Origin of the sequence: Citrifermentans bemidjiense Bem, assembly GCF_000020725.1 — a bacterium.
Classification (GTDB): domain Bacteria; phylum Desulfobacterota; class Desulfuromonadia; order Geobacterales; family Geobacteraceae; genus Geomonas; species Geomonas bemidjiensis.
Window position 1 is genome coordinate 1 of record NC_011146.1, and the last position, 22781, is coordinate 22781.

Consider the following 22781-nt stretch of genomic DNA (forward strand, 5'->3'; position numbering starts at 1 on the left):
TGCCTTGCAAAAACAGGCCTGCTCTGTTAGTCTGCGGCTGCAAAAAAATTAACATCGGCTTAGTCTGTGCAAAACCCGATAACCTACTGTATTTACCTATCTTATTTATTATCAACAGTTGTTGATAAATCTGTTTAAAAACAGTGAAAAAAAAGGCCTCTCTCCATGGAAAATATTTGGCTGGAAGCCCAGACAAATCTTAAGCAAGTATTAACCGAACAGACATACAGTACGTGGATCGACCCATTGAAGTTTCTGGGCGCCACCGTTGACACCATAGTCCTCGAAGTCCCCAGTTCATTCTTTCAAAAGTGGGTTACTGACAAATATCTGGCCATGATCAAGGAAGCCATCTCCGCGGTCAACGGCAAAAGCTACCAGATAGAGTTCCATGTCGCCGAAGAGAAGCCGGAGGCAGCTCACGAGGCAAAGCCCGAAAAAGAGGCCAAGCCTGCCAGGGAGAAAGAAAGGGATAAGGACAAGGAAAAAGAGAAGGATAGAGAAAAGGAAAAGAAGGAGCTGGTTCCCAATCTGAACCCCAAGTACACCTTCGAGTCTTTCGTCTCGGGTCCTAGCAACCAGTTCGCGTATGCAGCTTCCCAGGCGGTGGCGAACAAGCCGGCTACCAATTACAACCCGCTTTTCATCTACGGCGGTGTAGGTCTTGGAAAGACGCACCTGGTCAACGCCATCGGCAACCATATCCTGGCCAAGAACCCGAAGGCGAAGATCTGCTATTACTCCTCCGAAAAGTTCATGAACGAGATGATCAACTCGCTCCGCTACAAGAAGATGGACGAGTTCCGCAACAAGTTCCGGAAAATGGACCTGCTGCTCATCGACGACATACAGTTCATGGCCGGAAAAGAGGCCACGCAGGAAGAGTTCTTCCACACCTTCAATGCGCTCTACGAGTCGCACAAGCAGATCGTGGTCACCTCCGATAAGTTCCCGAAGGACATCCCAGGGCTCGAGGAGCGGTTGAGAAGCCGTTTCGAATGGGGGCTGATCGCGGACATCCAGCCACCGGGAGTGGAGACCAAAGTCGCCATTCTCAAGAAGAAGTCCGACATGCACGCGGTCAACCTGCCCGACGACGTGGCTCTTTTTCTAGCGGAAGGCGCGAACAGCAACATCCGCGAGTTGGAAGGGATGCTGATCAGGCTGGAGGCGTTTGCAAGCCTCACCGGCCAGGAGATAACGCTCAGCATGGCCCGCGAGGTGATGAAGGACATCATCGTCGAGAAGACCCGCGACATCACCGTCGAGATGATACAGAAGACCGTGGCGGAGCACTTCCGCATCAAGGTATCCGAACTGAAGTCCGACAAAAGGATCAAGACCCTCGTGGTACCGCGCCAGATAGCGATCTACATCTGCCGCGAGCTGACCAAGGCGTCCTACCCGGAAATAGGCGAGAAGTTCGGGGGGAAGGACCACTCCACCATCATCCACTCGGTAAAAAAGATTGAGAAGCAGATCGCGGGTGACGATGAGTTTAAGGCGACTGTGGAAGACATAAGGAAAAAGCTGTTCACTTAAAGGGGAAAACTGTGCATAACTTTCCCCTTCAGCGCGGTGTCAAAAAGGCCTGTGCAGAAACAAGCCAAACTCAACAGATTATGCCTGTGACTTTCCAGAGCAAAAAACGGCGGCTTTTCAAAGGGTAAGAGGGCTTGTCCACTTATCAACAGGCCACTATCTACTACTACTTTAAAAACTTTAAAAACATAATAGAAAAAGAACCGGGGGACACATGGAGTTCAGAATCAGCAAAGAGATTTTTATGAAAGCCCTCCAGAGAATCCAGGGTATCGTAGAAAAACGCAATACCATGCCGATTCTCTCCAACGCGCTGCTGGAGGTTCAAAACGACCAGCTCTTCATCACGGCCACCGATCTCGAGGTAGGCATGAAGAGCTCCTACCCCACTGCCGTCATCAGGGAAGGAAAGATCACCGTATCGGCCAAAAAGCTTTACGAGATCGTCAAGGAGATGCCGGACGAGGAGATTCACTTCACCACCAAGGACAACGACTGGGTAGAGATCACCTGCGGCAAGGCGCGATTCAACATAGTCGGGCTTTCATCCGAAGAGTTCCCTTATTTCCCCAAGGTGAAGGAAGAGAGCTTCCTGGTCTTCAAGAACGAGATTCTCGCAGACATGATCGAGAAGACCTCCTATGCCATCTGCTATGACGAGACCAAGTACAACCTGAACGGCGTCTTCATCAAAGCGTTCGACGAAAACGGAGAGAACGTGCTCAAGATGGTGGCGACAGACGGTCACCGACTATCCGTCTCTCAGAAAGCGATCACCGGCAACATCACTTCCGAGCTCTCCAAAGGGGTCATCTTCCCCAAGAAGGGTATCTTCGAGCTGAAAAAGATGGTGGAGGAGGAAGACGGGGAGATCATGCTCGGCTTCATGGACAACTCCGCGGTCATCAAGAAAGGGAACACGGTGGTGGTCATGCGGCTCATCGACGGCGAGTTCCCGGACTACACCAAGGTGATTCCAGCCAGCAACGACCGGATCGTGCAGATAAACCGCGACAAGTTCCTGCACTCGCTGAAAAGGATGGCGATCCTCTCCAGCGAGAAGTTCAAGGGGGTCAAGATAGAGGTGAACCCCGAGCTGGTGATTATCTCGTCCAGCAACCCGGAACTCGGCGAGGCGCGCGAAGAGATCGAGGTCCAATACGAAGGCAACAACATCTCGGCCCGCTTCAACGCGAAGTACCTGATCGACGTCCTGTCGGTAATGGAGCAGCGCGAAGTGGAGCTGAAGCTCAAGGACGAACTCTCCCCGGTCATCATGAAGGCAGCGGCAGAGGAGGAGTTCCTGGCAGTCATCATGCCGATGAGGCTTTAAAAACAGTTCAGAGGCAGATTGAGATTAAGATTAAGAAAACCGAAACAACAGGCGGAGCTATTGATCATTTACTGTAACAGCCAGGTTTTCTTAATCTCAATCTCAATCTCAATCTTAATCTTGAGTTAATCTAGATTTCAGATGAAGCTTATTAAGCTCAAACTTGCTTCCTTCCGCAACCTGCAGAACATAGAACTTGCGCCAGGCAAGAAGTTCAACGTTTTCTACGGTAATAACGGCCAGGGCAAGACCAACCTGCTGGAGTCGATCTACCTCCTAGCTACCATGAAGTCGTTCAAGCAGGCGCGAAATGCGGAGCTGATCGCGTTCGCAGGCGAGTTTGCGCTGGTGAAAGGGACCGTGGAACGGGACCAGGTCCGGCGGGAAATAGCGGTCCTCATCGAGAAGCAGGGGAAAAAGGCGAAGGTCGACGCCAAGCTGATGACCAGGCTGGACGACTTCTTCGGCAATTTGAACGTGGTGCTCTTCACCCCGGAAGAGATATCCATGGTGCGCGGGGGACCGGACCTCCGGCGCAGGTACCTGGACCGGGCGGTTTTCACCTGCGACCTCGGCTACCTGACCGCTTACCACGACTACGCAAAGATCCTGAAGAACCGCAACGCCCTCCTCAAGGTGAACGAAACCACGGGGATTGAGGTCTGGACCGAGCAATTGGTACAGGCGGCGCTTTTGGTGATCGAGCGGAGAAAGGCGTACCTGGACCGGATTGGGAAGTTGCTGCAGGGGTTTTACAGCGAGATATCCGGCAACGACGAGACGGTTCAGATTGAATACCGGCTGCATGGGGTGGACGAGCGGCTTTTAGCCGAGGATCCGGCCGGGGCACTCAACCAGGCCCTCAGGGCGCATGCGGCGGAGGAGAGAAGGCGCGGCACCACGGCCATCGGCCCCCACCGCGACGATCTTTACTTCGGCCTCAACGGCCGCAGCGCCAGGCAGTTCGCTTCCCAGGGACAGCAGCGCTCCTTCGTGCTGGCGCTCAAGATGGCGGAGATAGAACATATCACCAGGTGCTTCGAGGCGCCGCCGGTGCTCTTGCTGGACGACATGACCAGCGAGCTGGACCGGGAGCGCAATCGCAACCTGATGGAGTTTTTGAAGAAACGGGAGATGCAGGTATTCATCACCACGACGTCGCTCCATAACGTGGACATCGACGAACTGCAGGACAACAGGACGTTTCGCATCAAAGAGGGAAAAATTCTCGACTAGGGGTAAAGATGAACTCAGAAGAACAGGGCGATTACGGGGCAGATAAGATCCAGATACTGGAAGGACTGGAAGCGGTACGAAAACGTCCGGCCATGTACATCGGTTCCACAGCCGCTCAGGGTTTGCATCACCTGGTGTACGAACTGGTGGATAACGCGATCGACGAGGCGCTGGCCGGCTACTGCGACGCGGTCCAGGTCATCATCCATTTGGACGGCTCGGTGACGGTCGAGGACAACGGCCGCGGCATACCGACCGACATGCACCCGACCGAGGGTAGGTCGGCGGCGGAGGTCGTCCTCACCGTCTTGCACGCCGGCGGCAAGTTCGACAACACCTCCTACAAGGTCTCGGGCGGCCTGCACGGCGTCGGCAGTTCCGTCGTCAACGCGCTTTCCACCCGGCTCGACCTGGAGATCCGCAGAAACGGCCACGTCCACACCCAGACCTACCGCAAGGGTGTCCCCCAGGCTCCGCTGGAGATAACCGGCGAGACCAAGAGGCGCGGCACCAAGATCACCTTCTTCCCCGACGGGGAGATCTTCGAGACCACCGAGTTCTCCTTCGACGTACTCTCCAAGAGGCTCAGGGAGCTCGCCTTCCTGAACGCCGGCGTCCGGATCAAGATCCACGACGAGCGTACCGAGAAGGATCACGATTTCTTCTACGAGGGGGGAATCAGGAGCTTCGTCGAGTACCTCAACAAGAACAAGAACCTGGTCAACCCCGAGCCGATCTACATCAGGGGTGAGAAAAGCGGCGTCGATATTGAGATCGCCATGCAGTACAACGACTCCTACGACGAGAAGGTCTTCTCCTTCGCCAACAACATCAACACCCACGAGGGTGGCACCCACCTGGTCGGATTCAAGGCGTCCTTGACCCGCACCATGAACACCTACGCCACAGCCAACAACCTCTTGAAAAACGTGAAGGTGGCGATCTCCGGCGACGACCTCCGCGAGGGTCTCACCGCGGTCATCTCGGTGAAGATCTCGCAACCGCAGTTCGAGGGGCAGACCAAGACCAAGCTGGGGAACTCGGAGGTGAAGGGGTACGTCGAGACCCTCATGAACGAGAAGCTCGCCACCTACCTGGAAGAAAACCCGGCCATGGCGAGGAAGATCCTGGAGAAATCCATCGACGCGGCCCGGGCCCGCGAGGCGGCCAGAAAGGCGCGTGAGTTGACCCGCCGCAAAGGCGCGCTCGAAGTGGGGACGCTGCCGGGGAAACTGGCCGACTGCCAGGAGAAGGACCCAGCGCTTTGCGAACTGTTCCTGGTCGAGGGCGACTCCGCAGGCGGCTCCGCCAAGCAGGGGCGCGACAGGAAGTACCAGGCGATCCTCCCCCTGAAGGGGAAGATCCTCAACGTCGAGAAGGCGCGTTTCGACAAGATGCTTGCTTCCCAGGAGATCAGGACCCTGATCTCGGCGCTCGGCACCAGCATCGGCAAGGAAGACTTCGACATGGCGAAGCTTCGTTACCACCGCATCATCGTCATGACCGATGCGGACGTCGACGGCTCGCACATCCTCACCCTGCTTCTGACCTTCTTCTTCCGCCAGATGCTGGAGCTCATCGAGCGCGGCTACCTCTACATCGCGCAGCCGCCTTTGTACAAGATCAAGCGCGGCAGGAAAGAACAGTACTTGAAGAACGAGGCGGCCCTGCAGGCCTACCTCCTCGAGGAAGGGACCGAGGAGATGACGCTGAAACTAGGTGTGGGGAACGACGAGCGGGTCTACCGCGGCAAACAGATCATCCCAATCCTGACCCAGCTGATCGACTACAACGAACTGTTCGACAAGGTGGTGAAGAAGGGGATCAACGACGAACTCTTGCGCGTGTTCCTGAAGACCGGCATCAAGCCGGGCCTGGAAGAGATGGCCGACCTGATCGCCCTCTTGCCGAAGATGAAGGAGGCCTTCCCCGAGGTGACCACCGAGGAGTTCGGCGACAGCATCATCTTCGCCTTCGGCAACTTGAGGGTGAAGATAGACCACCAGATCTTCTCGGTGCTCGAGTCCTACGAGTACGGCATGCTGCTGGAGAACCACAAGCGGATGCGTTCGGTCATGGGGGCAGGCACAGGGGTCGTTTTGGGCGCCGAAGACAAGCTGGTGCTCGAAACTGAGAACCAGGAGGATATCCTCTCCTTCTTCATGGAAAGCGCCAAGAAGGGTCTCTACATCCAGCGCTACAAAGGTTTGGGCGAGATGAACCCGGAGCAGCTCTGGGAGACCACCATGCACCAGGAGAACAGGGTGCTTCTGCAGGTGAAGATCGAGGACGCGGTGGCCGCCGAAGAGATCTTCACCGTGCTCATGGGGGACCAAGTCGAGCCGCGGCGCGATTTCATCGAGCAGAACGCGCTGAACGTCTCCAACCTGGACATCTAAAAATTTTTCGCCCTCCCTGCGGGAGGAAACGGTTCAGAGTTTGAGCAAGAAGTGTCAGTTAAAAGACCGGATTGTCGGATTTTTTAACAGTTATGGCATCGGAGCTGGAAGCTTCTTCATTAGTCTTTAATTAGCTCTAATTCGGCTGGCGCGACTCCCTTAAGCTGCCGGCTGCGAGTCCAATCATGGAAATACCCCTTTTATAAAGAGGTATTTAGGCCGGGTCAGGGAACCGGTGCTTCCTTAAATAAAAAAAATCTACCCTCCCTTCGGGAGGGGATAGTCTTTTGCATATTTCTACTGCGACGCAAAAGCTTCGGCGAGTACGCCGCCTTTTGACGGAAAGGTTCCTTAAATGCTGAATCAACTCAACAAGGTATCGGTAAACATCGAAGACGAGATGAAACGCTCCTACATGGACTACGCCATGTCCGTGATCGTGGGGCGCGCTCTTCCGGACGTGCGCGACGGACTGAAGCCGGTACACAGGCGCTGCCTGTTCGCCATGTACGACATGAGCAACGACTGGAACAAGCCGTACAAGAAATCGGCCCGCGTGGTCGGCGACGTCATCGGTAAGTACCACCCGCACGGCGACACCGCCGTGTACGACACCCTGGTCAGGATGGCCCAGGACTTCTCGCTGCGCTACCCGCTGGTCGACGGCCAGGGGAACTTCGGCTCCATCGACGGCGACTCCCCTGCGGCTATGCGTTACACCGAGATCAGGATGGAGCAGCTGGCCCACGAGCTTTTGGCCGACATCGACAAGGAAACGGTCCCCTACGGCCCCAACTACGACGACTCGCTGAAAGAACCGCTGGTACTCCCCTCCAAGTTCCCGAACCTCTTGGTGAACGGCTCCGCCGGCATCGCGGTCGGCATGGCCACCAACATCCCGCCGCACAACCTCTCCGAAGTGATCGACGGCATCGTGGCCATCATCGATAACCCGCAGCTTACCTTCGAGGAGCTGGTGGAACTGATCCCGGGTCCGGATTTTCCGACCGGCGGCTTCATCTACGGCCGCGAAGGGATCATGAAGGCCTACTCGACCGGCCGCGGCATCATCCAGATGCGCGCCAAGGTGCAGATCGAGACCCAGAAAAAGACCGAGCGCCAGTCCATCGTGGTCACGGAAATCCCGTACCAGGTGAACAAGGCGAGGCTGGTCGAGAAGATAGCCGAGCTGGTCAAGGAGAAGAAGATCGAGGGGATCTCGGACTTAAGGGACGAGAGCGACCGCGAGGGTATGCGCGTCGTCATCGAACTGAAGAAGGACGAAAACCCGACCATCATCCTGAACCACCTCTACAAGCAGACCCAGATGCAGTCCTCCTTCGGCATCATCATGCTGGCCATCGTCAACAGCCGGCCGCGCGTTTTGACGCTCAGGGAGACCATCGACTTCTTCATCGAGCACAGAAAGGAGATCGTCACCCGCCGCACCATCTTCGACCTGAAGAAGGCAGAGGCGAGGGCCCATATCCTGGAAGGCTTGAAGATAGCGCTGGACAACCTGGACGAGGTGATCGCGCTGATCAAGGCGAGCGCCTCCCCGGCCGAGGCGAAGGCGGGGCTCATGGAGCGCTTCGGGCTCTCCGACCTTCAGGCCCAGGCGATCCTCGACATGAGGCTGCACCGCTTAACCGGCCTCGAGCGCGAGAAGATCATGGAGGAACTGCGCGAGATTCTGAAGTACATCGCCAGGTTGAAAGAGATCCTCGCCTCCGAGGCGGAGATCCTCAAGATCATCGTCGGGGAACTGGTCGAGCTCAAAGACAAGTTCGGCGACAAGCGCCGCTCCGAAATAGTGATGCAGACTGCGGACATCTCCTTGGAGGACACCATCGTCGAGGAAGACATGGTGGTCACCATCTCGCACACGGGCTACATCAAGCGCAACGCCGTCACCCTCTACCGCGCCCAGCGCCGCGGCGGCAAGGGCAAGACCGGCATGAAGACCAAGGAAGAGGATTTCGTCGAGCAGCTTTTCATCGCCTCCACCAAGGATTATCTGATGTTCTTCACCGATGCCGGGAAGGTCTACTGGCTCAAGGTGTACGAGATCCCGGAGGCGGGGCGCGCGGCGCGCGGCAAGGCGATCGTGAACCTCTTGAACCTGGCGGCGAACGAGAAGATCACCACCATACTCCCGGTCAAGGAGTTCGTGGACGACAAGTTCATCATGATGGCGACCAGAAACGGCGTGGTGAAGAAGACCAACATGATGGAGTACTCGCACCCGAGGGTAGGCGGCATCATCGCCGTGAACCTCGACGAAGGGGACAAGCTGATCACCGTGGCGCTCACCGACGGCAAGCAGGACGTGCTGCTCGCCTCCGCCAACGGCAAGGCGATCCGCTTCAAGGAAGAGGACGTCCGCACCGTGGGACGCGTCTCGCGCGGGGTGCGCGGCATGACGCTGGAGGGCGAGGACGTGGTGATCGGCATGGAGATCCTCAACGAGAACTTCACCGACTCCACCATCTTCACCGTGACCGAGAACGGCTATGGCAAGCGGACCGAGATCAGCGAGTACCGCAGCCAGTCGCGCGGCGGCAAGGGGGTCATCACCATCAAGACCACCGAGAGAAACGGCAACGTGGTCGACATCAAGCAGGTCAACGACGATAACGACCTGATGCTCATCACGGACCAGGGAAAGATCCTGCGCGTTCCCGTCGCCGGCTTCTCCATCATCGGGCGCAACACCCAGGGGGTGCGCCTCATGGTGAAAGAGGAGAACGAGAGGGTGGTCGCCGTGGCCCGGCTCGCCGAGAAAGAGGAGCAGGACGAGTCGGAAGACGGCGAACTCGACGAGATGGTGGAACTGGAATCGGGCGAGGAGCAGGGCGAAGAATAAAGTGAGGGGCGGCCCCTCTGGGGCCGCTATGCAGCAATAGCAGCAAAGAGCGGTGCAGCAGATAGAGTCGGACCTTGTTATGTTCCCCGTTTGGGGGTGCCGTGAATTCGAGGTAGGGCATGCAAACCAACAGGATAGACAACTCATTGAAGGAACGCCGGGATATCCTGGACCTTCTGGGCAAACTTCGGGGTGACGGCATCTCCATCCACGAGATGGAGAAGATCGGCCAGAAGTTCCAGCAGGCGGGAAGGCGCGCGCTGCGCCCGCTGGTGCGCGAGCTCTGGCGCGAGAATTCCGGGGAGTTGATCACCAAGTATGCCTACATCCTCGACTTCTTCGAAACCGAGGACTGGCTGGACCAGTTGATCCAGATAGCGCTCAAGCGCAACGACTTAGGCGCGGACGGCAAGGCGGCGCTTATGGTTGCCCTCGAAGGATACGGGGTCGACGTCCACTCCCCCCCCTTCAAGCAGCCCCCCCCGCTCCCCGCAGCTCCTTGGGAGAAACGGTCCAGGGGGCCATTCGGCTGGGCGAGGAGGGGATGGTAACTTTCCTCGACGACTTCCTCTCCTACCAGCAAGAGGTGCAGCAGATCGTGATCCGCGAGCTGTCGCAGTCGGACGATCCCTCCAGTTCGCGGCTCCTTGCCGCGATGCTCTGGCACGAGGACCGGACCGTAGTCCTCTCCGCCCTGCAGGCCCTGGGGCGGCTCCGCGATCCCTTGGCCGCAGGCGTCTTGCAGGATTTCATCGCCGACTGCGCCGAAGAATATTCCGACACGGCGCAAAAATGCCTGCGCCGGCTAGGCTTCCTCGGGGTCAACGCGCCCGCGCCGCGCCAACTGCTCCCCTTCCATGCCGCCTACGCCACCGCCCCCGACGGCGACGGCTACCGCTCGCTTTTGCTGTCGCGCCGGACCGCGGAGGGGCGACTCTGCGTCCTGTACCTGCAGGTGCATGAACGGCGCGGGGTGCTGGCAGCCTGGGGCTCGGCAGAACTTACCCTTGAGGAGTTCCGCTCCGAGGTGGAAGGTTTCCGCATGCAGGACGACCTGCACGAAGTGCCCCCTCCCTACCTGCTGGCGCTGGTGCGCGACGCCCTTTACTGGAGCCGCGAACTCTGCTACCTTCCCGCCGACTTCTACATGCGCCGCGGCATCTTCGCCGGAGAGGACATGACGCCGGCGCCCTTTGCGCCGACTCTGACCGCCCTCCCGCAGCACCGGGTGCTGAGCTTCGAAGAGGGAGAAAACGCGGCCCGGGCCCTGTTCAAGAACCCGCTCTTCACCGGGTGGTTCATGGCAAGCCAGAGGGTCTACGATTATGCCGAGGAATGCCGCGCCGGCGCCGATATCGAGCAGGTGCTGCAGAGGTTTTGCGAGGAACTTCTCGCCCCGGAACTGGAGCTGATCCGGGAGAGGCTTTTGGTGAGCGCCGACCTGATGCGGGTAGTGGGTAATCCCCCCTTCGAGGTGGCCAACGTGGTTTCCCTCGCCGAGAGCCTGGCGGACAACCCGCTCCCCTTCCACCTGCACCCCTTCCTGCGCTGCTTCGCGCTGGAAAGCATGGAGATAGCCAAAGAGTCCCTGGAGCGGGGCGACGATGCGCCGCTTCGGGCGGCCGAGGAATTTTAACGACCCTACCCTTCTCCCTCCGGGGGGAAGCGGGATTACCATAAAAAGAGAGATCGGATGGCAGAAAAAATAGCCGTTATCGGTGCAGGGAGCTGGGGCACGACCCTCGCCGACCTGCTCGCCAAGAAAGGGCACGAGGTCACGCTTTGGGCCTACGAGCCCGAACTCGTACTGGAGATGCGCGACAACAGGGAGAACAGCCTGTTCCTTCCCGGCATCAAGCTGAACGAGCGTCTCGCCTTCACCAACGACCTGGCGGAGGCCTACCGCGGCTGCAGCATGGTGCTCTGCGTGGTCCCCTCGCAACTGGTGCGCCGGGTGATGACCAACTCGCTCCCTTTCCTCCCCAAGGAAGCGATCATCGTCAGCGCCTCCAAGGGGATCGAGGTCGACACCCTGGCCACCGTTTCCGAGATCTACCAGGAGATCCTCCCCCCCGAGCAGTTCCAGGTGCTGGCTGCCCTTTCCGGCCCTAGCTTCGCGCGCGAGGTCGCGCTGGAGATGCCGACCGCGGTCACTGCGGCCGCGAGCTCAGAGGCTGTCGCCCGCCGGGTGCAAGAGGCGTTTACCACCGACTACTTCCGGGTCTACCGCAACTCCGACGTGGTAGGGGTGGAACTTGGCGGGGCCATCAAGAACGTAATTGCCATCGCCGCCGGCATCTCCGACGGTCTTGGTTTCGGCAGCAATACGAGAGCTGCCCTCATCACCCGCGGCCTGGCCGAGATGACCCGCCTGGGAGTCGCCATGGGGGCGCAACCCTCCACCTTCGCGGGGCTCGCCGGGATGGGGGACCTGGTGCTCACCTGCACCGGCGACCTATCGCGAAACCGCAGCGTCGGCATCCAGATCGGCCAGGGGAGGACGCTCTCCGAGATTCTGGGAGAGATGCGGATGGTCGCCGAAGGGGTGAAGACCACCGAATCGGCCTACAACCTGGCCAAGAAGCTTGGCGTGGAGATGCCCATCATCGAGCAGATGTACCAGATGCTATACCAGAACAAGTCCGCCCGGGAAGCGGTTCTGGAGCTGATGACCAGAAACCTGAAAGCTGAAGGAGTTTAAAAGCAGGAAAAACAGATTGAGATTAAGATTAAGAAAACCTTGAACCAACCTCGATCCAGGTCTTCCTCAATCTTGATGTCTTTCTGATGCAAAGGTTGAGGTCGAGATTGAGACAAGAAGAACCGGCAATCACGCGGGTTTTGAATTTTCTCAATCTTAATCTTAATCTTTATCTGATTTACAAAGGATAGGTGATGCAACTTCGTTTTGGCATAAGAACAAAATTGCTCCTGTCCATACTCGCCATCCTCTTCGTATCATACTCAACCCTGCTGTACTCCTCCATGAAGACCCTCAACGCGTCGCTGCAGACCGAGCTGGACCGGAACCTGGCGACCAACCTGAAGTACGCACGCAGCCAGTACCTGGATCAAGCTGAGATCGCCAAGTTTTCCATGATGCAGGCGGTGGTTTCGCAGACGGTGCAGCAGCGCCTGCGCGAGCGGGACAGCGCCTGGTTCTCCACGCGCATCAAGCGCTGGCACGACGTGCTCCCCTTCGTGGACCTGGTGGTCGTGGTAGATCCCCAGGAAAAGGTCCTGGCCACCCTCCAGGGTCCCGAAAAAAATGGGCCGATGGAGCTGCCGGCGATGGTGAAACAGGCCCTCGCCAGCAAGAGGGCCATCTTGTCGACCGAGCTGCTCAGCGGTGAGTTCATGTGCCGCGCAGGGGTGCCAGGATACTGCGAGCGCCCCGGCAGCGAGGCCTTAGTCGCCACGGTGGCGGTCCCGGTCATCGGAACGGACGGCAGCGTGCTCGGTTGCGTGGTGACCGGGGACATCCTGAACCACCACCCGAATCTCCCCGGCAAGCTGCAGGAGGTCACCGGGAACAACGTGGAGGTGACCCTGACCCAGCGCGGGCTTCGGGTCGCCAGCAGCCTTCCGGCGCGGGTGCGGGAATCGTACATCCTCTCTCCCAAGGTGCTCGACGTGCTGGAGCGCGGCGAAGTGTACCGCGGCCGGACGGACATGGGCGCCAAGAGCTACGAAACCATCATCGACCCGCTTTTGAACAGCAGGGGGGAGTTCGTCGGCTCGCTTTCGGTGGCGATATCGACGGAAACGGTGACCAACAGCAGGCGGGAAAATCTGCAGTACATACTCGCCTCGGCTTTCCTGGGCATCATCTGCTCCTTCGCCATGGCCTACTTCGCCTCGCGTCACCTGACGGGGCCGCTGCGGCAGTTAGCGATGAGCGCGCGCCGTATCGAGGAAGGGGACCTCGACCAGAGGGTAGTCGGCCACCAGCGGGACGAGGTGGGGATGCTGGCCTCTTCCTTCAACAACATGGCCGAATCGCTCAAGGAACGGGACGGCATCATCAACAAGAAGACCGGCGACCTCCAGGAGCTGAACGAACAGCTGGAGAAAATGGTCGAGCAGCGGACCTCCGCCCTCAGCATGGAGATGGGGAGGCTGGAGGCGGTGTTGACGAGCCTTGCCGAAGGGGTGGTGGTGACCGACCGCGACAACCTCGTGGTGCTCTTCAACCCGGCGGCTCAGCAGCTCTTCGAACTGGTTCCGCATCGCGTTGTCGGGCAGTCTGTCGAGCGCCTGTGCGAGATGACCGGGTTTTGCAATGTCCTGGAACAGGTCAGCGATAAGGCGCAACGGGAGCCCCGCTGCGGTAAAAAAGAGGTCACCGTGAAAGGGAAGCGGCTGCACGTGAACACGGCCACCCTCCAGGACGAGGCAGGGGAGTTCGCCGGAATGGTCATGTCGCTGCGCGACGTCACCAAGGAGGAGCAGGTGGACCGGATGAAGACCGAGTTCATATCCACCGTCTCCCACGAGTTGAAGACGCCGCTTACTTCGATCAAGGGGTCGCTGCAACTGCTGTTGACGCGCAGCAAGTGGCTCACGGATACCGAGAGGCAGCTTTTGACCGTCTGCTTCCGCAACACGCAGCGGCTGATCCGGCTGATCAGCGAGATCCTCGACATCTCCGGCATCGAATCCGGCGGGATGATCTTCAACTTCAAGCCCCTTTGCATCGGTGAACTTGCGGTGTACGCGGTCGAGGAGATCAAGTCCTTAGCCATGGGACGGGAGATCACCATCGTCAACACCGTGGGCGAGCATCTTCCCATGGTATTCGGCGACAGCGATCGCCTGATCCAGGTGATGACCAACCTCCTCTCCAACGCGGTGAAGTTTTCCCCCGAGGGAAAGGTGGTCATGGTCACCGCGGAGCAGGAAGGAAACTACGTGGTGGTCTCGGTGGCCGACAGAGGAAGGGTGATACAGTGGTCCGACCGGGACAAGCTTTTCAAGAAGTTCCAACAAATTGAATCAACCGAACGCAACAAGATCGGCGGGACCGGGTTGGGGCTCGCCATCTGCAAGGAGATAGTCGAGCGGCATCACGGCAGGATCTTCTACACCGCCGCCAAGGAATACGGCAATACCTTCAGCTTCACGGTGCCGATAATAGGGGAGACAGATGCAAAAGGATAAGATTCTCATCGTGGACGACGAGGCGGACATCGCGCTCATCCTCAAGCTGCAACTGGAGGACGCCGGCTACGAGACGGTCCGGGCCCGCGATGGTGTAGAGGCCCTTGAGGCGGTGGCGCAGGAGCCGTTCGACCTCATCATGCTCGACATAAAGATGCCCCGCATGGACGGCCTCGAGGTGCTGAGCCGCCTGAAGGGGGACGAGACCCCCGTGGTGATGATGACCGCCCACGGCAGCGAGGACATCGCCGTGGACGCCATGAAGAAGGGGGCGCTCGACTACATTTCGAAGCCGTTTTCCACCGACGACATGCTGCAGAAGGTGGAGCGCGCCATCGGCATCGACCGCACCCGCAAGGAAAACGCCAGACTCTCGCAGCAGTTGGACGAGGAGCGGCGCAAGATGGAGGCGGTGCTGCAGGGGATGGCCGATCTCCTGGTCGCAGTCGACCTGCAGGGGCGCATCATCACCTGGAGCCGGCAGGCGGCCAGGCTTCTTGCCGCCGAAGGGGAGAGCCTCTTGGGGAAAACCCTCGAAGAGGTGCTCAAGGCCGAGGTTCCGGGGGGAGAACTCCCGGCCCGGACCGTCTTGCGCACCGGGGAGCCTCGCCTCGACGTCGGATACCTGCTGAAGATCGGCAGCCTGACGGTGCCGGTACTCTCCTCGGCGGCGCCGCTTTGGAACGCGAACGGAGAGCTTGCGGGGAGCGTCGAGATCATCAGGGACATCTCGAAACTCAAGGAGCTGGAGCAGGAAAAAGAGGATTTCGTGAGCATGCTCTCCCACGACCTCAAGTCCCCCATCACCGCGGTGGTCGGCTCCATCGACCTGGTGCGGGAGGCGAAGCTCGGCCCGGTGACCCCGGACCAGTCCGAATACCTGAACGCCGCCATAGAGAGCTGCGAGGAAATGGTGGAGATGATCGACACCCTGCTCGGCATCCACAAGTTCGAGGCGGGGAAGATGAAGCTGAACTTCCGGGAGGAAGACCCGTCGCTGCTCATCAACCGGAGCGTCACCAAGTTTCAGACGCCGGCGCAGCGCGGCGCGATCAGCCTCTTTGCGACCCTCCCCCCGTCCCTCCCCGCTATCTCGGCCGACCGCTCCTCGTTCAGCCGCATCCTGGGAAACCTTCTTTCCAACGCGGTGAAGTTCACCCCCGAGGGGGGGGAGATAGAGGTGTCGGCAGACCTGGTACAGGATCCGGCACCCGTGCTGGCGCACGTACCGGAGGAGTGCTATCCCGGGCAAGAGCTGCCCAGGGAAGGGGAGTTCGTCAGGATCAGGGTGCGCGACTCCGGCGTCGGGATTCCGCAGGAATCGCTCGGCTCCATCTTCGACCGTTTCGTGCAGGCGAGAAACCGCCGGCAGGGAAAGACCCGCGGCACCGGCCTGGGGCTTGCCTTCTGCAGGAAGGCTGTGGACGCGCATGGCGGTTACATCTGGGCGGAGAGCGAGCCGGGCGCAGGGAGCGTCTTCACCCTCATGTTCCCGGCGCTTCCGGAGGAGGAGGACGAGTAGCAGCTGACCGTCCTGCACGCAGTTAAAAAACCCTTTAATTAGCCCATGCAACAGGGCCGGGGAAGAGGGGAGAGATGAAAGTTATTTTAATCACTCCTCTTTTTTGTTGCCGGGAATATAGTAAAGTAATTCCTGGTTCGAGAGGCGGACCCTCTCATGGGAGAAAGCAGGTGAAGTAAGGTAAATTCCGACGGGTAAGGGGGCGATGTGGCACTGCGTGAAAGTGACGCCGGATATCGCGAATTGTTTGAAGAAAACCCTCAGCCAATGTGGGTCTGTCACCGTGAGAGCAGGAGGCTTCTGGCGGTGAACGAGGCAGCCCTGCGGCTTTATGGATATCGTCGTGAGCAGTTTCTGGAACTGGCCCTGGAGCAGCTGAGCGGCGGCGAGCCGATGGGGGACCCGGGTGCGTCGCAGGACCAGCAGCTGCGCTGCAGGCAGCTGAAAAAGGACGGCAGTTCCTTCGAAGCGCAGCTGGTCTGCCACCCTTGCAGGTTCCAAGGAGAGCGGGTGCAACTGGCGCTGGTGCGCGATGAGGGCGGCGCCCAGCAAGAGGCGCAGCTTAGGTACCGGGTGCTTCAGCAGGGAAGTCTTTTAGAGGCGGCGCAGCGCGAGCTGGAGACCTTCAGCTATTCCGTTTCGCACGACCTGCGCGCGCCGCTGCGCCACATAGACGGTTTCAGCCGCGCTCTCATGGACGATTACGGAACCCTTCTGGACGGCCAGGGAAAGGAGTACCTGACTAGGATCTGTCAGGCGGCGGAGAAGATGTCGCAGCTCATCGACGCCATGCAGCAACTATCGCGTGTGGGTAGGACGGAGTTGAGCCTGGAGAAGGTCGACCTGAGCGTGAAGGCCCAGGTGATTTCATTGGAACTGAAGCGCCGGGAGCCCGAACGACGGGTCGACTTCGCCATCGAGGAGGGGGTGAAGGGCGAGGCCGATGCCAAGCTGGTGCGCCAGCTTCTGGAGATCCTGATGGGTAACGCCTGGAAGTTCAGCTCCAAGACACCCTCCGCCGTGATCAGCTTCGGCTCCGTCGAGCTGCAGGGGGAGACCGCGTACTTCGTCAGGGACAACGGGGCAGGTTTCGACATGGCCTATGCCGAGAAGCTCTTTTCCGTATTCCACAGGCTGCATCGGGCCGACGAGTTCGAGGGAAGCGGCGTGGGGCTTGCCATCGCCCAGCGCATCGTGGCGCGCCACGGCGGCCGGATCTGGGCCGAAAGCGCCCCCGGCGCCGGCGCCACCTTCTACTTTACGTTGAAAGGCGAGAAGCAATTGACGATTGACAATTGACAATGAGTCATCGCCTCTGGCACCAGCTCCCGAATGGCCATCTGCCTCGTCATTCGGTAAAAGAAAGTCAACGAGCCAACTGCCTTGTCAATGGGTTCTAGTTGCCAATTATCCATTGTCAGTTGTCCATTGGGGTAAGGGTTTTAGTTGTCAATTGTCAATCGTCAATTGTCAATTGGTTTAAAAGCTTTTTAAGTTTGGGGTAAAGCATGTCCAAAGAGCTGAGGGTCCTTTTGGTCGAGGACTCGGAAGAAGACAGCCTGCTTCTGATCAGGGAGCTGCGCCGCGGCGGCTACAAACTGATACACATGCGAGTGGAGACTGCGGAGAGCATGCGCCGGGCCCTGCATGACGGGGAGTGGGACGTGGTGATCTCCGACTACCGCATGCCCTCTTTCGACGCCCTCGGGGCCCTGCAGGTGCTGCACGAGACCGGGCGCGACATCCCATTCATCATCGTCTCAGGCAAGATCGGCGAGGACCTAGCCGTCGAGGCCATGAAATCGGGTGCCAGCGACTACCTAATGAAAGGGAACCTGGCCCGCCTGGTACCGGTTATGGTGCGGGAACTGAGGGAGGCTGAGGAGCGCAGGACGCACCGGCTCACCCAGGATGCGGTGCGCCGCGGCAAGGCGGAGTGGGAAAGCGTCTTCGACGCGGTCTCGGACCTGATCATCATCACCGACGCCGACGGCGTCGTGTTGCGCTGCAACGGCCGGGTGAGCGCCTACTTTCCCGGCGGGTACGGCGCCATCATCGGCCGCAGGATCGACGAGATATTTTTCGGATCGCAGCAACCCGAGGGAAAGCTGTTCCGCTTCCTGCACAGCGTCCAGAGCGAGGCCGACGAGGACATCCGCTTCCCCAACCTGAGCGGCTGGTACAACGTCGCCAGCTACCCCATGCGCACCGAGGGGAGCAACCGCCCGAACCTGGTCTTCATCATCAAGGACATCACCAAAAGGCGCGAGGTCGAGGAGGAGAAACGGACCAGCGACCGCGAACTCCTCACCCTGTACGCGGTCGCCTTCCGCCTGCAGTACACGAAGGGGGTCGACAAGGTGATGGGGGACCTCCTCTTCCAGCTGCACAACATGCTGCAGATGGATTTCTCCTGCATCCACCTTTTCGAGGACGACAAACTCAAGATGCGCGCCTCGCTGGGTGTTTCCCCCGCGTTCGAGAAGGCGATGAAGACGCTCCCCCGGGAGACCCAGTGGGCGACCCTGGCGCAGGCGGGGCGCCCTTTTCTGGGAGAGGAGCCAGACGCAAGGTTTCCGGCCAGAGCCAAAAGCGCCGCCATAGAGATGGGGCTGCACTCCTGGTGCACAGTGCCGCTCAAGATAGGACAGGAGGTGATGGGGGTGATGACGGTGGGGACCGTCTCCGGGCGCAGCTACAGCGACCGCGACGTCTTCCTGCTCTGTGCCATTGCAGGTCAGCTCGCGGTCCTCATCGACAACTACGGCCTCTACGACAAGATGAAGGAGAAGGCGGAGGAACTCTACCGCAGCAAAGAAGAGCTCAAAGAGAACCTGCACAAGGTGAAGCGCGCCAACATCGAGCTGGGGCGCCTCAACACGGCGAAGAACAACTTCATCGGCATCGCCTCGCACGAGTTGAAGACCCCGATCACCTCGATCATGGGGGGGGTCGAGTTCCTGCTGAAATATTCCGGCATCCAGATGAGCCCCGAGCAGCACAACATCTTCGTCTCGGTGTACGAAGGGACCATTCAGCTCAGGAAACTGGTGGAGGACCTCCTCTCCATCTCCCGCATCGAGGCGCAAGGGCCGCTGGCCCAGAAAAAGCCGGCGAGCCTGATGCGGGTCTGCCGCGAAGTGCACGACCTCTTCGCGCTGCCGCTATCCGAGCGGCACATAAAGGTGGAGATCACGGGGGACGACGTCCTCGTGCCGGTGGACGAGGCCTTCGCCATGCTCGCGGTGCGCAACCTTTTAGAGAACGCCATCAAGTTCACCCGCGACGGAGGGTGCGTCCGATTAACCGGACGGGTGCTGAAGCAGGCGCAGCTCAAGGAGATGACGCAGACGCTGCATACCTTCTATCCCTCCTTCCCCGGTAACGTCGCGGCGACCGAAAAATACTATCTGCTCCAGGTGCGCGACAACGGAATCGGCATCCCGCCGGACGAGAGAGTCCGCGTCTTCGAAAAGTTCTACGGCGTCGGGGATATCGACCACCACAGCTCGGGAGCCACCGCCTTCATGTCCAAGGGCTCGGGGCTCGGACTCTCCATCGTGCGCGGCATCATGGACGCCCATGAAGGGGCGGTCTGGGTCGAAGAGGCCGAGGGGGGAGGAAGCACCTTCTCGCTCCTTTTCCCCATCGAATAAATTATTTCCCAGGATCCAGACGGGAGCCATCGATGCCGCACGCGATCAGGCTGCATGAAATAACCAAGAGCTACGGCGGGTTCAAGGCGGTGGACCGTTTCTCGCTGGAAGTGGAGCGAGGCACCGTCTTCGGGCTTTTGGGCCCGAACGGTGCGGGCAAGACCACCCTGATCAAGATCCTCACCACGCTTATGCGCCCAACCCACGGCGACGCCTTCGTCGAGGAGTTCAGCATCCTCACTGCCGGAAAGTCGGTGCGCCGGGTGATCGGCGTCGTCCCCCAGGAGAACAACCTCGACCGGTACCTGACGGCGAGGGAAAACCTCGCGCTCCACGGCAGGCTGCACGGCCTGCGGCCTGCCGCTTACAACCGGCGCATCGACGAGCTCCTGGAGATGACCGGGCTCACCTCCCGTCAGAACGATTTCCCCGACACCTTTTCAGGCGGCATGCAGCGCAGGCTGGTCGTGGCGCGCGCCCTGGTGCACGAGCCGCGCGTGCTGTTTCTGGACGAGCCGACCACGGGGCTCGACCCGCAGTCCAGGCGCGCCCTGTGGGAGTACGTCAGGGGGCTTAGGCGGAACATGACCGTCTTTCTCACCACCCACTACATGGACGAGGCGGACGCGCTTTGCGACCGGATCATGATCATGGACCACGGCGTATGTCTGGCCGACGGCACGGCGGCGGAGTTGAAAGATGCCTTTTCCAGGGCCCACGTGTACCAGGTGGAATTTCGGCGCGACAGCGACAGGTACGAGGGGATGCTGGCCGGGCTTTCCTTCGTGCGCAGCGTCGAGCGCAGCGGTAGCACCTTCCAGATCACCCTGAGCGACGAGGAGTCCATCAAGCCGCTGATGGATTGCTTGGGTGGTGCCGACATCCGCAGGATCTGCCTCAAGGAGCCGAGCCTGGAGGAGGTCTTCATCTCGCTCACCGGGGAAAAATTGCGGGAGTGAACCCGTTGAACGGAGGGGTTAATGTTCAAAGGCGCGTTTTCCATCTGGAGCAGGGACATGATGGTGCTGAGGCGGAGCATCTTTTCCGAACTCGTAGCCGTCATAGCCTACCCCCTCACCCTCTACCTCGCCTTCGGCTTCGGCCTCAAGGGGTACATCACAGACGTGAGCGGCGTCCCCTACCCCCTCTTCATAGCGCCCGGCCTCATCTCCATGACGGCGATCAACGCCGCCTTCGACGAAAGCTCCTGGAGCATGTGGTTCCACCGCCGGGTGCAGCGCACCATAGAGGAGTACCGGGTCACCCCTATCACGGTCTACGACATCGTCATCGGCAAGATCCTCTCCGGTTTCTCTCAGGGGGCAGTCAAAGGCACCGTCGTCTTCCTGGTGATCCTCCTTTTGACCCCCTTCCGTATCGACTACGGCCACCTCCCCGTCTACCTCATGTGCATCGCCATCTCGTCCATGACCTTCTCCTGCCTGGGAACCATCTGCGGCACGGTGATCGACAAGCCGGAGAATATCGGGCGGGTGCAGTCGGTGGTTATCGTCCCTCTCATCTTCATGGCCGGCATCTTCTTCCCCCTTTCCTCCTATCCCGCTTCCATCCGCCCCTTCATCGAACTCCTCCCGACGACGGCAGTCTTCGAAGGGGCGCGGGACGCGCTCTTACAGGGATCCGTCCCCGCACCCTACCTGATCAACCTGGTAGCCACCGCAGCCGTATCGTTCCTGGTGGCGGTCTACACCTTCGACCGCAAGATGGCTGAATAAGCGATTCTTCTTGAGTTTCCCATTAATTTCATAGTAAAGTTTGCCCTAAACTTTGTAACCTCCTGGATGCCTCTGCAGCGCTTTTGGCGCGAAGACGGCAAATCGAGCGTACGTTGCCGCAGAGCCTACCGTTTTGGCGTGAAATTTTTTCCTGCCTGACTGATGCGCCCCCCGCCACATGTAACGCTTTTCCAGGGCCAAATTATTGGAGATGCCATGGCCGAAGAGTTCGTACCCAAATGGATCGCCTGGGAGACCACCCAGCGCTGCAACCTCAAATGCGTCCACTGCCGCTGCTCGTCCGAGTTGACCTCCTCCGAAGGTGATTTCAGCACCGAAGAAGGGAAGAAGCTACTGAAGGAGATCTCCGACTTCTCGAAGCCGGTCGTGGTCCTTTCCGGCGGCGAGCCGCTGATGAGGCCGGACATCTTCGAACTGGCGGAGTACGGCACCTCGCTCGGCCTCAGGATGTGCATGGCGAGCAACGGTTCGCTCGTGACCGACGAGGTCTGCGAGAAGATGAAGAAGGCCGACATCAAGATGGTCTCTCTTTCGCTGGACGGCTCGACTGCCGAGGTTCACGACAACTTCCGCCAGTGCCCCGGTTCCTTCGAGGGGGTACTGCGCGCGGCCGAACTCTTCAGGAAGCACGGCCAGAAGTTCCTGATCAATTCCTCCTTCACCAAGAGGAACCAGCACGACATCGCCAGCACCTTCAAGGTGGCGAAGTCCCTGGGTGCTACCGCCTGGTACATGTTCATGATCGTTCCCACCGGCCGCGGCGAGGACATCATGAGCGAGCTGATCTCCAAGGAGGACTACGAGGAGATTCTCGACTGGCACTACCACCAGGAGAAGAACGAGGACGACATCCTGATGCGCCCCACCTGCGCGCCGCACTACTACCGCATCGTGCCGCAAAAGGCCAAGGCGGAAGGGGAGAAGTTCGAGCGCCGCTCGCTCACCTTCTCCACCGGCGGCGGCAAGGGTTGCATCGCGGCGCAGACCATCTGCCTCATCGACTGCTACGGGAACCTGAAGCCCTGCTCCTACTTCCACCGCACCGCCGGCAACGTGAAGGAAACCCCGTTCCGCGAGCTCTGGGAGAACTCGGAGATCTTCAAAGACCTGAGGGACTTCAAGAGCTACAAGGGGAAATGCGGCGAGTGCGAGTACCTGAACGTCTGCGGCGGCTGCCGGGCCCGCGCCGATGCGGTGCACGGCGACTACATGGAAGAGGAACCGTTCTGCAACTACGTCCCGATCAAGCTGCAGAAAAAGCAGAAAGATTAGCTGCTGTTCAAGGTTCGACGTTCTACGTTGAAAACCGA

At 59.5% G+C, this 22781-nt stretch carries 15 protein-coding genes; all 15 read left to right on the forward strand.

All coding sequences use genetic code 11. The annotated features are described in order from the left end of the window. Positions 1-165 precede the first annotated feature (165 nt). The 15 genes from dnaA to GBEM_RS00075 all read left to right on the forward strand — a co-directional run bounded on the left by dnaA (position 166) and on the right by GBEM_RS00075 (position 22743). Complete coding sequence (dnaA, locus tag GBEM_RS00005; RefSeq protein ID WP_012528443.1) at positions 166-1542, forward strand: chromosomal replication initiator protein DnaA; 1377 nt, start codon at positions 166-168, stop codon at positions 1540-1542. A 214-nt stretch (positions 1543-1756) separates the two neighbouring features. Continuing rightward, positions 1757-2875: a DNA polymerase III subunit beta gene (gene dnaN / locus GBEM_RS00010; protein ID WP_012528444.1), complete on the forward strand. Its 1119-nt coding sequence runs from the start codon at positions 1757-1759 to the stop codon at positions 2873-2875. 141 nt (positions 2876-3016) lie between these two features. Then, positions 3017-4111, forward strand: a complete 1095-nt coding sequence (recF, locus tag GBEM_RS00015) for a DNA replication/repair protein RecF (RefSeq protein WP_012528445.1) — start codon at positions 3017-3019, stop codon at positions 4109-4111. An 8-nt stretch (positions 4112-4119) separates the two neighbouring features. Continuing rightward, positions 4120-6510 (forward strand): DNA topoisomerase (ATP-hydrolyzing) subunit B, encoded by a 2391-nt coding sequence (gene gyrB, locus GBEM_RS00020; RefSeq protein ID WP_012528446.1) that lies wholly within the window; start codon positions 4120-4122, stop codon positions 6508-6510. 355 nt (positions 6511-6865) lie between these two features. After that, on the forward strand, positions 6866-9376 hold the full coding sequence (gene gyrA, locus GBEM_RS00025) for a DNA gyrase subunit A (protein ID WP_012528447.1): 2511 nt from the start codon (positions 6866-6868) through the stop codon (positions 9374-9376). A gap of 119 nt (positions 9377-9495) precedes the next feature. After that, entirely contained in the window at positions 9496-9927 is a 432-nt protein-coding gene (locus tag GBEM_RS21630) for a hypothetical protein (protein WP_226373903.1), read from the forward strand. Then, positions 9921-11012, forward strand: coding sequence for a HEAT repeat domain-containing protein (locus tag GBEM_RS00030; protein ID WP_226373904.1), 1092 nt, complete (start codon positions 9921-9923; stop codon positions 11010-11012). Before GBEM_RS21630 ends, GBEM_RS00030 begins: the two co-directional genes overlap by 7 nt. 57 nt (positions 11013-11069) lie before the next feature. Then, positions 11070-12077: an NAD(P)H-dependent glycerol-3-phosphate dehydrogenase gene (locus tag GBEM_RS00035; protein ID WP_012528449.1), complete on the forward strand. Its 1008-nt coding sequence runs from the start codon at positions 11070-11072 to the stop codon at positions 12075-12077. Between the two features lie 194 nt (positions 12078-12271). Continuing rightward, positions 12272-14536, forward strand: a complete 2265-nt coding sequence (locus GBEM_RS00045; protein WP_012528450.1) for an ATP-binding protein — start codon at positions 12272-12274, stop codon at positions 14534-14536. Further along, on the forward strand, positions 14523-16058 hold the full coding sequence (locus tag GBEM_RS00050) for an ATP-binding response regulator (protein ID WP_012528451.1): 1536 nt from the start codon (positions 14523-14525) through the stop codon (positions 16056-16058). Before GBEM_RS00045 ends, GBEM_RS00050 begins: the two co-directional genes overlap by 14 nt. A gap of 207 nt (positions 16059-16265) precedes the next feature. Further along, positions 16266-17357, forward strand: coding sequence for an ATP-binding protein (locus GBEM_RS00055; RefSeq protein WP_012528452.1), 1092 nt, complete (start codon positions 16266-16268; stop codon positions 17355-17357). A 209-nt stretch (positions 17358-17566) separates the two neighbouring features. Further along, positions 17567-19714, forward strand: a complete 2148-nt coding sequence (locus GBEM_RS00060) for a hybrid sensor histidine kinase/response regulator (protein WP_012528453.1) — start codon at positions 17567-17569, stop codon at positions 19712-19714. 32 nt (positions 19715-19746) lie between these two features. Then, entirely contained in the window at positions 19747-20673 is a 927-nt protein-coding gene (locus GBEM_RS00065) for a daunorubicin resistance protein DrrA family ABC transporter ATP-binding protein (protein ID WP_012528454.1), read from the forward strand. A 21-nt stretch (positions 20674-20694) separates the two neighbouring features. Beyond that, complete coding sequence (locus GBEM_RS00070; protein ID WP_012528455.1) at positions 20695-21450, forward strand: ABC transporter permease; 756 nt, start codon at positions 20695-20697, stop codon at positions 21448-21450. 216 nt (positions 21451-21666) lie between these two features. Then, the gene (locus tag GBEM_RS00075) at positions 21667-22743 is read left to right on the forward strand and encodes a radical SAM/SPASM domain-containing protein (protein WP_012528456.1); all 1077 of its coding nucleotides are present in this window, start codon (positions 21667-21669) and stop codon (positions 22741-22743) included. Positions 22744-22781 lie beyond the last annotated feature (38 nt).

Excerpts from the sequence above, each read along its gene's own strand:
- GBEM_RS00070 (WP_012528455.1), top strand. The coding sequence starts at position 20,695 with ATGTTCAAAGGCGCGTTTTCCATCTGGAGCAGGGACATGATGGTGCTG.
- gyrA (WP_012528447.1), top strand. The coding sequence starts at position 6,866 with ATGCTGAATCAACTCAACAAGGTATCGGTAAACATCGAAGACGAGATG.
- GBEM_RS21630 (WP_226373903.1), top strand. The coding sequence starts at position 9,496 with ATGCAAACCAACAGGATAGACAACTCATTGAAGGAACGCCGGGATATC.
- GBEM_RS00075 (WP_012528456.1), top strand. The coding sequence starts at position 21,667 with ATGGCCGAAGAGTTCGTACCCAAATGGATCGCCTGGGAGACCACCCAG.
- GBEM_RS00035 (WP_012528449.1), top strand. The coding sequence starts at position 11,070 with ATGGCAGAAAAAATAGCCGTTATCGGTGCAGGGAGCTGGGGCACGACC.
- gyrB (WP_012528446.1), top strand. The coding sequence starts at position 4,120 with ATGAACTCAGAAGAACAGGGCGATTACGGGGCAGATAAGATCCAGATA.
- GBEM_RS00065 (WP_012528454.1), top strand. The coding sequence starts at position 19,747 with ATGCCGCACGCGATCAGGCTGCATGAAATAACCAAGAGCTACGGCGGG.
- GBEM_RS00060 (WP_012528453.1), top strand. The coding sequence starts at position 17,567 with ATGTCCAAAGAGCTGAGGGTCCTTTTGGTCGAGGACTCGGAAGAAGAC.
- dnaA (WP_012528443.1), top strand. The coding sequence starts at position 166 with ATGGAAAATATTTGGCTGGAAGCCCAGACAAATCTTAAGCAAGTATTA.
- recF (WP_012528445.1), top strand. The coding sequence starts at position 3,017 with ATGAAGCTTATTAAGCTCAAACTTGCTTCCTTCCGCAACCTGCAGAAC.
- GBEM_RS00050 (WP_012528451.1), top strand. The coding sequence starts at position 14,523 with ATGCAAAAGGATAAGATTCTCATCGTGGACGACGAGGCGGACATCGCG.
- dnaN (WP_012528444.1), top strand. The coding sequence starts at position 1,757 with ATGGAGTTCAGAATCAGCAAAGAGATTTTTATGAAAGCCCTCCAGAGA.
- GBEM_RS00030 (WP_226373904.1), top strand. The coding sequence starts at position 9,921 with ATGGTAACTTTCCTCGACGACTTCCTCTCCTACCAGCAAGAGGTGCAG.
- GBEM_RS00045 (WP_012528450.1), top strand. The coding sequence starts at position 12,272 with ATGCAACTTCGTTTTGGCATAAGAACAAAATTGCTCCTGTCCATACTC.